This window comes from Caballeronia sp. LZ035 (assembly GCF_031451175.1).
Taxonomy (GTDB): Bacteria; Pseudomonadota; Gammaproteobacteria; order Burkholderiales; family Burkholderiaceae; genus Caballeronia.
The window spans coordinates 93,184-106,583 of sequence record NZ_JARUXS010000003.1 but is presented as its reverse complement, the minus strand read 5'-3'; the positions used below and the strand labels follow the sequence as shown (position 1 = coordinate 106,583).

General features: G+C 62.7%; 12 protein-coding genes. 9 read left to right on the top strand and 3 right to left on the bottom strand.

Annotated features, from left to right (window positions below; genetic code table 11):
* Nucleotides 1–7 precede the first annotated feature (7 nt).
* The 4 genes from QCE88_RS23520 (at nucleotide 8) to QCE88_RS23505 (ending at nucleotide 4,039) form a co-directional block, all read left to right on the top strand.
* Nucleotides 8–823 (top strand): cytochrome c, encoded by an 816-nt coding sequence (locus QCE88_RS23520; RefSeq protein WP_309906794.1) that lies wholly within the window; start codon nucleotides 8–10, stop codon nucleotides 821–823.
* A gap of 105 nt (nucleotides 824–928) precedes the next feature.
* Entirely contained in the window at nucleotides 929–1,615 is a 687-nt protein-coding gene (locus QCE88_RS23515) for a GntR family transcriptional regulator (RefSeq protein ID WP_309906792.1), read from the top strand.
* Between the two features lie 83 nt (nucleotides 1,616–1,698).
* The gene (locus QCE88_RS23510; RefSeq protein ID WP_309906790.1) at nucleotides 1,699–3,126 is read left to right on the top strand and encodes an MFS transporter; all 1,428 of its coding nucleotides are present in this window, start codon (nucleotides 1,699–1,701) and stop codon (nucleotides 3,124–3,126) included.
* Nucleotides 3,127–3,160: 34 nt separating this feature from the next.
* Nucleotides 3,161–4,039, top strand: a complete 879-nt coding sequence (locus tag QCE88_RS23505; RefSeq protein ID WP_309906788.1) for an isocitrate lyase/PEP mutase family protein — start codon at nucleotides 3,161–3,163, stop codon at nucleotides 4,037–4,039.
* Between the two features lie 3 nt (nucleotides 4,040–4,042).
* Here the strand turns inward: QCE88_RS23505 and QCE88_RS23500 are convergent, their stop codons facing one another.
* Nucleotides 4,043–5,389: a pyridoxal-dependent decarboxylase gene (locus tag QCE88_RS23500; RefSeq protein WP_309906785.1), complete on the bottom strand. Its 1,347-nt coding sequence runs from the start codon at nucleotides 5,387–5,389 to the stop codon at nucleotides 4,043–4,045.
* A gap of 232 nt (nucleotides 5,390–5,621) precedes the next feature.
* Between QCE88_RS23500 and QCE88_RS23495 the strand changes: the two genes are divergently transcribed.
* From QCE88_RS23495 to QCE88_RS23475, 5 genes are read left to right on the top strand one after another with little or no spacing between them, the layout of a single operon-like run.
* On the top strand, nucleotides 5,622–6,377 hold the full coding sequence (locus tag QCE88_RS23495) for a HisA/HisF-related TIM barrel protein (RefSeq protein ID WP_309906783.1): 756 nt from the start codon (nucleotides 5,622–5,624) through the stop codon (nucleotides 6,375–6,377).
* Complete coding sequence (locus tag QCE88_RS23490) at nucleotides 6,374–7,540, top strand: hypothetical protein (RefSeq protein ID WP_309906781.1); 1,167 nt, start codon at nucleotides 6,374–6,376, stop codon at nucleotides 7,538–7,540. Before QCE88_RS23495 ends, QCE88_RS23490 begins: the two co-directional genes overlap by 4 nt.
* Nucleotides 7,537–8,208: an HAD hydrolase-like protein gene (locus tag QCE88_RS23485; protein ID WP_309906779.1), complete on the top strand. Its 672-nt coding sequence runs from the start codon at nucleotides 7,537–7,539 to the stop codon at nucleotides 8,206–8,208. The genes QCE88_RS23490 and QCE88_RS23485 overlap by 4 nt, the downstream gene beginning before the upstream one ends.
* A gap of 10 nt (nucleotides 8,209–8,218) precedes the next feature.
* On the top strand, nucleotides 8,219–9,517 hold the full coding sequence (locus tag QCE88_RS23480) for an adenylosuccinate synthetase (RefSeq protein ID WP_309906777.1): 1,299 nt from the start codon (nucleotides 8,219–8,221) through the stop codon (nucleotides 9,515–9,517).
* The gene (locus QCE88_RS23475) at nucleotides 9,514–9,990 is read left to right on the top strand and encodes an NUDIX domain-containing protein (RefSeq protein ID WP_309906776.1); all 477 of its coding nucleotides are present in this window, start codon (nucleotides 9,514–9,516) and stop codon (nucleotides 9,988–9,990) included. Before QCE88_RS23480 ends, QCE88_RS23475 begins: the two co-directional genes overlap by 4 nt.
* Here QCE88_RS23475 and QCE88_RS23470 read toward each other — a convergent pair.
* Together QCE88_RS23470 and katG are read right to left on the bottom strand one after the other, a co-directional pair.
* Nucleotides 9,971–10,786, bottom strand: coding sequence for an isocitrate lyase/phosphoenolpyruvate mutase family protein (locus tag QCE88_RS23470; RefSeq protein ID WP_309906774.1), 816 nt, complete (start codon nucleotides 10,784–10,786; stop codon nucleotides 9,971–9,973). The two genes, QCE88_RS23475 and QCE88_RS23470, sit on opposite strands and share 20 nt — an antisense overlap.
* 126 nt (nucleotides 10,787–10,912) lie before the next feature.
* Entirely contained in the window at nucleotides 10,913–13,177 is a 2,265-nt protein-coding gene (gene katG / locus QCE88_RS23465; RefSeq protein ID WP_309906772.1) for a catalase/peroxidase HPI, read from the bottom strand.
* Between the last annotated feature and the right edge of the window lie 223 nt (nucleotides 13,178–13,400).

Below are 13,400 nucleotides of genomic sequence, written 5' to 3'. Positions count from 1 at the left end.
ACATACGATGAACCTGCGCCATGTCCTTGTCCTTACCAGCCTGATGAGCTTAAGCGTTGCATCGTGGGCCGCGAGCCTTGCGATCAACGTCGGCGGCGAGCGCTCGCTCACGACCGAGCAGTTGCTCGCGCGTCCCGACGCCGCCACCATCCACGTCCCGAACGACGTCGTCTTTCACCGCACGATGACCTACCGCGCCGTGCCCTTGCGTGCGCTGCTCGGCGTCACCGCGCTGCCCGCGCAACAGGAACTCCAGATCACCGCGAGCGATGGCTTCGTCACGCATCTTCCGCCGCAACTGCTGTTCGGTCATGCCGGCAAGCGCGCGGAACCGTGGCTTGCCGTCGAAACGCCTGATGCGCCCTGGCCGCGCCTGCCCGACGGCGGCGACATCGGTCCGTTCTACGTCGTGTGGCTGGATCCGGCGTTGTCGGGCGTGTCGAGCGAGCAATGGCCCTACAAGGTCGATTCGATCCGCGTCGCGCCGACGCTCGCCGCGCGCTGGCCGCAACTCGCGGTTGACCGAAGCGTGCCCGCGAATTCGCCCATCAGGCGTGGCCAGGCCGTGTTCGCGACGCAGTGCATCGTGTGCCACAAGATGAACGGCGCCGGCGACGCGTCGATGGGTCCCGATCTCAATCTCCCGCACAACCCCACTGAATATTTCCAGCCGTGGGTGTTGAAGTCGTTCATCCGCAATCCGAAGTCGATCCGCGCGTGGCAGGACATGAAGATGCCCGCCTTCGACCAGAACGCCATCAGCGACAGCAATCTCGACGCCCTTATCGCCTATCTCGGCTACATGGCGAAACACCGCAAGTAAGCAGGCACTGCGGGAAATCCCCCACGGATCGACGGACTCACTTTGCATACAATGATCCCGTCGAACGTGTGAAACGGGTGTCAGGTGGCCGAATCTCAGCAGGTTTTGCATACAACTTCGCCGGAACCCGCGCGCTCGGCCGATGACGTCTACCTTGCGATCAAGGAGGCGCTCGCCGGCGGCCAGTACGGCGCGGGCCAGTATCTGCGCGAGGAGCAACTCGCCCGCAGCCTCGGCGTGAGCCGCACGCCGGTGCGCGAGGCGCTGCGTCGTCTCGATGCCGAAGGCTGGGTCGAAACCCGGCCGAACTACGGCGTGCGGGTCAAGGCGTGGACGCTGCAGGACGCGCGCGAAATCTTCGAAGCGCGCTTGCTGGTGGAGCCGTATCTCACGGGCCGCGCGGCGCTTGGAATTGGCGCTTCGGACATTGCGCATCTGAAAACACTTGCCGACGCGATGTTCGCCCTCACGCAGCATCCGTCCACGCCCGAGTCCTGCGAAGCCTGGTTCGCCGCGAACGGCGAGTTCCACGCCATCATCACGGCCGCCGCCAACAATGCGCGGCTCGACCGCTCGCTCAAGTCGATGAAGGAAACGCCGCTCATCAAGTGGACCTTCGACACCTATAGCGACGCAGACCGTGAACGCAGCGCGCGCCAGCATTTCGAGATCGTCATGGCGCTCGAACAGCGCAACGTCGCGTGGGCGGAAGCCATCACGCGCTGCCATATTCTCGCCGCCGAAAAGGCGGTGCTCGACCGTTACGACCGGGAGCATGCGGCCTCCGCATGACGCGTCGCGCATGACCGTCGAGCAGCAACAGCATTGATGAACCGTCGTTGAAAAAGTCGCTTGGACGACAGAGGAGACACGACATGCTGGGCAACGAAGGCACCACCACCGCTGACACCACCGTCAGCACCGTCAACGCCGGTCCGCGTCTGGACCGGCTGCCGATTTCCGGCTTTCACAAGCGCGTGCTATGGCTGATCGGCGCGGGCATGTTTCTCGATTCGTTCGATGTCTATCTGGCCGGCGGCGTGCTCGGCGCGCTCACCAAGATGGGCTGGTCGAACCTGCAACTGAACGCCGCGTTTCTCTCGTCGACCTTCATCGGCATGCTGATCGGCGCCTTCGCGGCCGGCGTGCTCGGCGACGCGAAGGGCCGCAAGTTCACGTATCAGTTCAATCTCGCGGTCTTCGGACTGGCGTCGATCGCGGGCGCCTTCGCGCCGAACATGACGTGGCTCATCGTGTGCCGCTTCTTCATGGGGCTCGGACTGGGCGCGGAGATCGTGGTCGGCTACGGCTCGATCGGCGAATTCATGCCGCCCGCCGTGCGCGGCAAGTGGTCGGCGATGTTGTCGCTGATGACGAACTCCGCGCTGTTCTTCTCGACCTTCCTCGGCTATCTGATCATTCCGTCGATCGGCTGGCGCGCCATGTTCGCCATCGTCGGCGTGGGCGCAATGATCGTGTGGGTGATCCGCAAGAAGATGCCGGAATCGCCGCGCTGGCTCGAATCGAAAGGCCGCTATGAGGAAGCCGAAGCGATCCTGCGCGCCGCCGAGGAAGAATCGTCGCGCACCGCGCCGCTGCCGCCCATCGCCGACGTGCCCCGCACCGTCACGCGCAAGACCACGCTGCTCGAACTCTTCGGGCCGGCGCAGATCCGCCGCACGTTCGTGTCCATCGTCGTGCAGGTGGCGGTCAACATGGTCATCTACGGCTTCATCGTCTGGGTGCCGACCTTCCTGATGAAACAGGGCATCGGCATGGCGTCGTCGCTCGGTTATTCGTCGCTGATGTCGCTCGGCGGGCCGGCGGGCGCGCTGCTCGGCGTGTTTCTCGCCGACCGCATCGGCCGCAGGAACGGGCTCATCGTGGTCTCGGCGATGGCGGCGGTGGTCGGCTGGCTGTACGGGCACTCGACCGGCGTCGAAATGGCGACGCTGCTCGGCTTCCTGCTGTTCACGCTCACCTATCTGCTCGTCGCGCTCGGCATCGCCACCTACATTCCCGAACTGTTCGCGACCGAGAACCGCATGCGCGCCAATGGCATCGCGGGCTGCGCGGGTCGCATCACGGGCATCTTCGCGCCGCAGCTCGTCGTCGTGATGTACACGGCGGGCGGCGTCAAGGACGTGCTGTCGATGATCATCGGCACGCTGATCGTCATGACCGTCGTGCTGGCGGTGTTCGGCATCGAGACGAACCGGCGGTCGCTGGAAGACATCGCGCCGTCGCTCGAACCCGGCGACGCGCTTGCCCGTTCGCCGCTCTCGCACGAATCGCAGCGTTGATCCTTACTTCACATCGTCACGAAAGGAAAACCTCATGAGCGTCACACACGAAAGCAAGCGCCAGGCGTTGAAAGCGCGGTTCGCGCGCAAGGACCTGGTCACCGCGCCGGGCGTCTTCGACATGATCTCCGCAAAGATGGCCGATTCCATGGGCTTCGAATGCCTGTACATGACCGGCTTCGGCACGGTGGCGTCGTACCTCGGCCTGCCGGACGCGGGCCTCGCCACCTACACCGACATGGTCAACCGCGTCGCGGCCTTCTGCGCCGGCACGAATACCCCGATGATCTGCGACGGCGACACCGGCTACGGCGGCCTGCTCAACGTCGCGCATACGGTGCGCGGTTATGAACAGGCGGGCGCGGCGGGCATTCAGCTCGAAGACCAGGAGTTTCCGAAGAAGTGCGGCCACACGCCGGGCCGTCGCGTGATCCCGCTCGACGACATGGTGCGCAAGATCAAGGTCGCCGCGGAAAGCCGCAGCGACAGCAACTTCCAGATCATCGCGCGTACCGATGCACGCACCTCGCTCGGTCTCGACGAAGCGTTGCGCCGCGCCGAAGCGTTCGCGAAGGCGGGCGCGGACGTGCTGTTCATCGAATCGCCGGAGAGTGTCGAGGAATTGGAGAAGATTGGCCGCAGCTTCGATCAGCCGCTACTGGTGAACGTGGTGGAAGGCGGACGCACGCCGCAGCTTGCGCCCGACGAGTTCCAGAAGCTCGGCTTCACGCTGGCGATCTATCCGGCGACGGGCTTCCTAACGGCCGCGAAGGCGCTCAAGGACGCGTACGGGCAGATCCTCGCGCGCAAGAACACGGAGAGCGCATCTGACGCGATGTATCCGTTCTCCGCGATGTGCGAGCTGATGGGCTTCCCGGACGTCTGGGCCTTCGACCGCGCACACGCGGATTGAGGTTCAGACGCGCCGTTTCAGATCGACGAGCAGCGCGACCAGTTGGTCCGCGTGTTCGTCGGTCGTACGCCACGACGACACGCTGATCCGGAACGCTGGCCGCCCCTGCCAGACGGTCGCGCCGAACCACGTGTCGCCCGACGCCTGCGCTGCCTGACGGATCACGACGGTCTGCTCGTCAGTGGACCCGCGCGCCAGCACCTGATTGATCACCACGCGATTGAGCACTTCGTAGCCCGCCTCGCGCAAGCCTTCAGCGATTCGTGAAGCTTGGGCGCAATGCCGCTCGATCATCGTCGCGACACCCGCGCGCCCGAGCGAGCGCAACGCCGCCCAGACCGGAATGCCGCGCGGCCTGCGCGAGAACTCCAGCGTCAGGTTCTTCTGCGCATCCGGTGCGCCCGTCAGGTAGACGGCATCGCTGTTCATCGCGGAGGCCAACGCGGCGGCATCGCGGCAGATCACCATGGCGCCGTCATAAGGCGTGTTGAGCCACTTGTGGCCGTCCGTGGTCCAGCTGTCCGCGCCGTCGATGCCATCCGTGAGAAACGCCTTCGACGACGCCCGCGCCCACAGGCCGAAAGCGCCATCCACGTGAACCCACGCACCGGCCGCTTTCGCGTGCGGCACGAGCACGGCGAACGGATCGAACTCGCCGGTATTCACTTCGCCGGCCTGCATGCAGAAGATGGTCATGTCGTCCAGCGGCGGCACGCGTTCGGGATCGATGCGGCCGTGTTCATCGGCCGGCGCGACGATCACGCGCTTCATGCCGAAGCCCAGGATGCGCAGCGCCTTCCTGACGGTGATGTGCGCCATCTCCGAGATCACGACCTTCACTTCGGGCGCGCCGATCAAGCCGTCCGCGTCGAAGTCCCAGCCTCGGCGCGCCAGCAACGCCCGGCGCGCCGCCGCGATGGCCGCCATCGTGCAGGCGGTCGCACTGGTGCCAAAGCCGACCGCGCTGCCCTCCGGCAGCTTGAGCACATCGACGACCCAGCGCGCGGCAATGCGTTCGATGGTCGCCGACACCGGTGAGTTGTCGAACGACGACGCGCATTGATCCCACGCCAGCATCATCCGTTCGGCTGCCGCAGCGGCAGGCAGCGTGGCGCCGACGACAAAGCCGAAGTAACGCGGGCCGTTGGATGCCGCCGTGGCGGGCGAGCCTTTTTCGTCCAGCAACCGAAGGCCCTCGGACGGCGGGTGGCCGTGGTCGGGCAAGGGCTCGTCGAAGGCGTCGAGGCCGGCGAGCGCGGCGGCATCAGGAAACACGCGACGCGTGGCGGCGGATTCGAGATAGCGGCGGGCGCGGTCGTTGGCGTCCGCAAGCAGCGTGAGTTCGTCCATGCGGGTCCTGGCAATGTCGAGAAGAACTTCATTGTCGCTTGCTTGCGCCGATCGCGCCCGCACCGCCGGGCGTTACGCCGAAGCCAGCGATTTCTTGATAGTTGTCTAAAGGCAGATATCTCGGCCTCACTCTCAAAAAAGTATCAGGACTATATTTTCAATCCTCATTTACCCCTACTCAAAACATTCGTTTCAAAGCGCTTGTTTTGAACAACCAAAATCAAGGAGGAGTGTGAGATTCACCTTATATCCATCGGTCGATATCGTTAATGCACATGCACTGACTTCCAGAACCGCAATTGCCGCCACGCTCGGTCATGACATGAAAGCGGAGCGGCTGGGAAGTCCCATCGACCTGGCGCTCGCCTTTCAGGATGCGGGCGCACGCTGGATTCACGTGGTCGATCTGGATGCTGCCGCGGGCAAAGGAAGCAACCGCCATCTGGTCTTCGAGTTATTGAAGCAGGTTAGAGCCAACGTGCAGGTCTGCGGCGGAATCAGGACCGAAAACGACGTCGCCCAATTAATCGATGCAGGATGCGGCCGGATCAATATCGGTACGGCGGCACTCGAGAATCCGCATTGGTGCGAAAGTCTTTTCAAGCGATATGGCGAAAAGATTGCCATTGCTCTGGACGTCCGCGAATCGGATTCCGGTTATAGGCTGACCAGCCGTGGATGGAATGACGAGTCGGGAGACGTTTGGCCGAAACTGGCCTTACTGGACCAACTCGGATGCCCGCGCTATGTGGTCACCGACGTGAACCGCGGCGGAAACATGAATCATCCCAATCTTCGCTTGCTCGAAGCCATGACGAAAAGGACCAGCAGACCCATCGTTTCCGGCGGAGGCGTGTCGAGCATCGACGATATCTTTGCTTTGAAGGCTATCGAAGTGGAAGGAACGGTGCTGGGGCAGGCGCTGCATTGCGGCAGCCTGTCGTACGGCGAGATTGAAGCACAGCTCAGGCAGACCGCAACCGTATGACCCATTCATGGTTGAGCCGCTTCCCGAGCCTGTCCACGTTCGGCCTCCTCGGTGACATGAGAGGAGGCTTGCACGAGCTCGATCTGATTCACCGCGATGTGCGAGATTTTCCAGCGCTGATCGGCACGCATGAAAGCGGCATTGCATCGCGCTCGAAAAATTATTATCGAACGGCGAGCGGCCGCGACCTGCTCGAAGAAATCCTCGTTCTTTCGGCAATCAACGAGAACCTCGAATGCAATGGCAGCCTGTGCTCCCGGCCTGCCCGCTACATTCTCGCCGATCACCTTCTGAACAAGCTGCTGAGAATGCTCGACGCGTGTCTGGCAAAGCAGATCAGCAATGACGCGGTCATTCCGCTCATCGATGCTGTCAGGGACCATGCCGGGCAACTCGTGGCGCTGCTTCTCGGCTCGCGCCACGTGCCGGCCGCCGCGCGCTTTTCCAGGGACGCCATGCCGCGTGAAGTACTGGATTCCGTGCCTCGTGTGTTTCTCGAAGGCGACAATCACGCGCTGTCGATTTCCGCCGGCATGTTTTCATTGGAAGCGGAATGGGATTGCTGCATCGGCATTCTGCTTGGCGGCGGTGCGCCGGCCGCGTTGCTATCGGCCATTCATGACGCTCAACTGAATTTCCTGAAGCTGTCTGCCTACGATGACGCCGCGAACAATTCGGACATGATCTGGGGAAACAGTATTGCCGCTTGCAAAAGAATTCGACTCGTCGACGATAACTGCGGCACGGGGAATACCTTGAACCGGGCCGAACAGATCCTGAATGCAGCGCCTGACGCGATCGTCGGGCCCTGGGCTGCGGAACTGCACTGGGAAAAGATGCTTCGCGTTACGGGATATCAGCATGACGAAGCCATTTTCGATGCGCAGCGGCTCGATACGCTCTCGCCCTGGAATTTCAGACATCACCGCTTGCTCAGGAAATTTCCTGTCGCTGAAGATTCGAATCTCTATCACACGACGCTTGACCAATGGGCCGATTTCTCGACATCACTGTTGTCGCTCGTCGACGATATCGGTGCCATGCCGGTCTCCATTCAAAGGGCGAGACACGATATGGCGATATTGAAAAACCGCCCGCGGGCGCCGGCCGGACTCTTCGCGCTCGCCCAGTCGTGTTCCTGCACACATGGCACCCTGCAATGAAACCTCAAGCACATATTGTCTGGGACTGGAACGGCACGTTATTGAACGACGTCAGCATTGCGCTGGAGGCGACCAATCGCGCGCTGCGCCACTTCAAGCTCAGCGAGTTATCGCTCGAAGACTATCGCGCGCTTTACTGCGTTCCGGTACACGACTTCTACAGCAGCATTCTCGGAAGAGAGATCCTGGACGCCGAGCTCGATGCAATCGGCGTGATCTTCAACGACTACTATCGCGACGCGATTCATCTTGCACCGCTGGCTCACGATGCACGCGAGGTTATCGCGAGCCGGACGAGTCAATCCGTCTGCTCGCTTTTAAAGCAGCCGATCCTCACCGGCATGATCCGACGCTTCGAGATCGATGCGTACTTTTGCTGCGTTCACGGGCGCAATTTTCCGCTCACGCGCAATGGCAAGCTCGATCACCTGGCCGCGCATGTCGATCTGCTGAAACGAACGCATGCCGTCGAGGCCAATGCGATTGTCGTGATCGGCGACTCGATCGATGACGCACTGGCCGCACGCGCAGCCGGCATTCACGCTGTTCTGTATTCATCGGGGACCCATAGCCATGAACGCCTGGCGCAAGTCGGCGTGCCTGTCGCTCATTCCCTGATGCAAGCCGCGACGTTCGCCGACGCGATCGCGCTGAATCAATCATTTTAGGAAGTCATTCATGTTTCACGCTGTAATGGGTCTGCAATTCGGGGATGAAGGCAAAGGCAAGTTCGTCGATTATCTGTCGCGGCGCTACCGGCATATCGCCCGGTTCAACGGCGGCGCGAATGCCGGACACACGGTGAACGTCGGTGAAACCAAGGCCGCGTTCTCGCAAATTCCCGCCACGCTCGAAGGCGCGAAAGAACTCTATGTATGCCAGGGTTCGCTGCTCAGTCTCGAAACCCTGGAACGCGAAATCGCCTATGTCCAGTCCGTCCACCCCGACAACAAGATTTATATCGACCCCCGCTGTCATATCGTGTTGCCGATTCACGCCCGGCTGAACCGGGCGTCTGAAAACTTCAAAGGCGAGAAGAAGATCGGTTCGGTTGGTGTCGGCGTGGGCGCGTGTTTCGAGGACAAATCGAACCGGCACGGCATCCGGCTGATCGACACGCAGCATCCCGACACGTTGCGGCAGAGACTTTCATTGCTGTGGGACATCCGGAAGAAACAGATCGAAAAAGTCTTCGAGGGCACGCTGGACCTCGAATTCGATTGCGAATTCGAAAAGCTTCTCGAACTGGGCAAGACCGTCAGACACTACGAGTGTTTCACCGACGAGAAAATCAGCGCAGCGCTTGCGGCGAACGAAGGTGTGTTGCTTGAAACATCGCAAGCGGCCTTTCTCGACTGCGCATTCGGCACCTATCCCTATACGGTGGCCTATCAGACCTTGCCGCAGAACTGCTTCGGGATGATAGGCATACCTGCACACAAGATGCATGTGCTCGGCGTCATGAAGGCTTATATGATCCGGGTCGGCAACGGGCCGTTTCCCACCGAACTCGACGATGAGCGCGCCGAGTACATTCGCGAACGAGGCCACGAGTACGGCACGGTGTCGAAGCGGCCCAGACGATGCGGCTGGCTGGATCTGCCGCTGGTCGATCATGCGGTCAGACTGGCCGGCGTGACGGAAATTGCCATCACCAATGTGGACGTGCTGGGCGGCATGAATGAGATCACGGTCTGCACGGGCTATCGTCTGAATGGACGCGCGGTGTCGGCCAATGAGGCGTTGATGCAGTTCGCGGACGTCGAACCGGTCTATGAGCGCTTGCCCGGCTGGCCGCAATTGACCGGCCGATATGATTCCGTCGATGAATTTCCCGCCGAACTCAGGCACTACCTCGGCTTCATCCAGTCGCACCTGTCCGCAAAGATTCGCTTCGTTTCCTACGGCCCCGACCGCAGCGAAACGATCAGGATCGGCAGCCATCATCCGGCTGCGATTGCCGAGCTGAGCGCATGATCGAGTACGTCACCGGTTTCATGTTTTCCGAGTGCAGGCGGCATGTGGTGCTCGTGTCCAAGCTGAAGCCCGAATGGCAGCACGGCAAGGTGAATGGCGTGGGCGGAAAGGTCGAGGCGGGCGAAACCGCCGCCGACGCCATGGCGCGCGAATTCATGGAAGAAGCGATGGTCGCCTCGACGCCTGACGAGTGGATCCACTACGTCCGGCTTGTCAGGCCCGGTTCATATAAGATCGACTTCTTCTTCATGAGCAGCGCCGAGGCGTTTTCCGCACGGCGCGGCGACGCCGAGGAGATCGGCATCTTTCCGGTCGACGCGCTGCCGGACAACGTGATCCCCAACCTGCGCTGGCTGGTCCCGCTCGCGCTGGAACCCGGGCTTCGCTTCGATGCGCCGCTCGAGATCGTCGAAGCGGCGCAGCCTTTGCCCGAGCAGCGCATGTTGCCGCCGTTCAGCGGAAGATGCCGTTGAGATCGTTGCCCGCTGCGGCGTCCTTGAATCCGTCGAAACGGCCATCGACGAGACCTTGCGCCGCGCGCATGAAGCCGCCCCACGCTGCGCGCGCCAGTCCGCCGCCCACACTGACGCGCCGCACGCCGAGCGCGGCGACCTGATCCAGCGTGAAGTCGGACACGCCGCCGATCAGCAGATTCACCGGCTTCGGCGCAACGGCCCGGACCACGGCCTCGATCTGTTCGCGCGTCTTGATGCCGGGCGCATAGAGACAATCGGCGCCGGCTTCGGCATAAGCCTTGAGGCGCGCGATGGCGTCGTCGAGATCGGGCTTGCCGGCGAAGAAATTCTCCGCACGCCCGACGAGCAGCGTATCGCCGCCGGATTCATCGATCGCGCGCCGCGCCGCCTGCATGCGTTGCACTGCCACGTCGATCGAAAACAGCGGCGCCGCTTCATCTCCGGTCGAATCTTCGATCGACAAGCCCGCGACGCCCGTCGCCACCGCCAGCCTGACGCTTTCGGCGACCTCGGCGGGCGTCGCGCCGAAACCGCTTTCGAAGTCGGCGTTCACGGGCAGGTCCGTCGCGGCGACGATCTCGCGCAGGTGCGCCAGCACGTCATCGCGCGCGACGTGATTGTCCGCGTGCCCGCGTGACCAGGCGAAACCGGAACTCGTCGTCGCGAGCGCCTTGAAACCGAGCGATTCGAGATAACGCGCGGAACCCGTATCCCAGGGATTGGGCAGCATGAAGCAGCCCGATTCGTGCAGCGCGCGAAAGGCCGCGCGCTTCTCGGCGATGGTGCGGGGCATGACGTGTCTCCTGTGAGTGGTCGAGCGTGAGCGTAGACGATACCCTCTCCCGCACGAACGCGCCCGCCATGAAAAACGGCGACCCGGGAAGGTCGCCGTTCGTCACGCCGGATGCGTGCCTGGCGCTTACTTCTTCAGCTCATAGCGGTCGAGATCCATCACCTTGCTCCATGCGGCGACGAAGTCATTGACCAGCTTCGCCTGGCCATCCGCGCTGGCATACACCTCGGACAACGCCCGCAGCACCGAATGCGCGCCGAAGATCAGGTCGACGCGGCTGCCGGTCCACTTGCGCTGCCCCGACTTGCGATCGCGGCCTTCGAACACATCGCGGCGCGACGACAGCTGTTGCCACTCCGTGTTCATGTCGAGCAGGTTCACGAAGAAGTCGTTGGTCAGCGCTTCGGGCTTGTCGGTGAAGACGCCGTGCGCGCCATTCCCCGACGACACCTTCAGCGCCCGCAGTCCGCCGACGAGCGCCGTCATTTCCGGCGCGCTCAGCGTCAACAGTTGCGCCTTGTCGATCAACAGCGCCTCGACCGGTACGCGAATGCCGTCCCTGATGTAGTTGCGGAAGCCGTCGGCGGCCGGTTCCATGGCGGACATCGAGAGGACATCGGTCTGCTCCTGCGACGCATCCATGCGGCCCGGCGTGAACGGCACCGTCACCTTGTGACCCGCCTTCTCCGCCGCTTTCTCGATGGCCGCGCCGCCCGCCAGCACGATCAGATCGGCCAACGAAATGCGCTTGCCGCCGGATTGCGCGCCGTTGAATTCGCCCTGAATGCCTTCGAGCGCCTTCAACACCTTCGCGAGCTGTTCAGGCTCGTTGACCTGCCAATCCTTCTGCGGCGCGAGCCGGATGCGCGCGCCGTTCGCGCCGCCGCGCTTGTCCGAGCCCCGGAACGTGGACGCCGACGCCCATGCCGTCGACACCAGTTCCGCCACCGACAGTCCCGACGCCAGCACCTTCTGCTTCAGCGCGGCGACTTCCTGATCGGTCACGAGCGGATGATCGACAGCCGGAATCGGGTCTTGCCACACCAGTTCTTCCTGCGGCACTTCCGGACCGAGATAGCGTGCCTTCGGTCCCATGTCGCGGTGCGTGAGCTTGAACCATGCGCGCGCGAAGGCATCGGCGAACTGGTCGGGGTTCTCCCAGAAACGCTTTGAAATCTTCGCGTATTCCGGATCGAAGCGCAGTGACAGGTCGGTGGTCAGCATCGTCGGCTTCAGCTTCTTCGATGCATCGAACGCGTGCGGCACGGTTTCGCCCGAATCCTTCGCCACCCATTGATTCGCGCCCGCCGGGCTCTTGGTCAGTTCCCATTCGTAGCCGAACAGGTTTTCCCAGAAACCGCTGCCCCACTTCGTCGGCGTCGTGGTCCAGGTCACTTCGAGACCGCTGGTGATGGTGTCCGCGCCCTTGCCGCTGCCGAAGCTGTTCTTCCAGCCAAGGCCCATGTTCTCGAGATCGGCGGACTCCGGCTCGGGGCCGACGTTGTCGGCCGGACCCGCACCGTGCGTCTTGCCGAAGGTGTGTCCGCCTGCGATCAGCGCGACGGTTTCCTCGTCGTTCATCGCCATGCGCGCGAAAGTCTCGCGGATGTCGTGCGCGGCGGCGAGCGGATCCGGATTGCCGTCCGGGCCTTCCGGATTGACGTAGATCAGGCCCATCTGCACCGCGCCGAGCGGATTCTCGAGATTGCGGCCGCCGTCGGTCCGGCTCGCTTCCTCGCCGTGCTTCTGTACGTCGGCGGTGATGACGCCCTGGTCGTCGTCATTGCCGGCGGCGCCCTTGCCGTAGCGGACATCGCCGCCGAGCCAGGTCTTTTCATTGCCCCAGTAGACGTCCTGGTCCGGCTCCCACGTGTCCTCGCGACCGCCGGCGAAGCCGAAGGTCTTGAAGCCCATGGTTTCCAGCGCGACATTGCCGGTCAGGATGATGAGGTCGGCCCAGGAAAGCTTCTGGCCGTATTTCTGCTTGATCGGCCAGAGCAGGCGACGCGCCTTGTCGAGACTGACGTTGTCCGGCCAGCTGTTGAGCGGCGCGAAGCGTTGCTGGCCGCGGCCACCGCCTCCCCGGCCATCGCCGATGCGGTAGGTGCCCGCGCTATGCCACGCCATGCGAATGAAGAGCGGACCGTAATGACCGAAGTCGGCGGGCCACCATTCCTGCGAGTCGGTCATCAACGCCGCGAGGTCTTTCTTGACCGCGGCGAGATCGAGACTCTTGAAGGCTTCGGCATAGTTGAAGCCGGGATCGAGTGGATTGGACTTGCCGGAGTGCTGATTCAACAGATCTACGCGTAGCTGCCTGGGCCACCAGTCACGGTTCGTCGTGCCGGTACCGGCGGCATGAGTGAACGGACACTTCGATTCGTTTGACATGCGCTATCTCCTTGCGAGGACGGTCCCACTATTGTTCTGCTGTGCTCCTGCCTTGATCGGATTCGGTGAACATGCCCCGAACCCTTGAGTGAAGTCGCTGCTTTTTTGTGGCGCGTAAATCGCGGGCTTGCCAGCCCTGCCGTATTTCAGAAAATACGTGACAGCCACCCTCAATAGAATGCGATTTTTGCAATGCGGCCGATAGGGGCCGGCTATAAGCTGC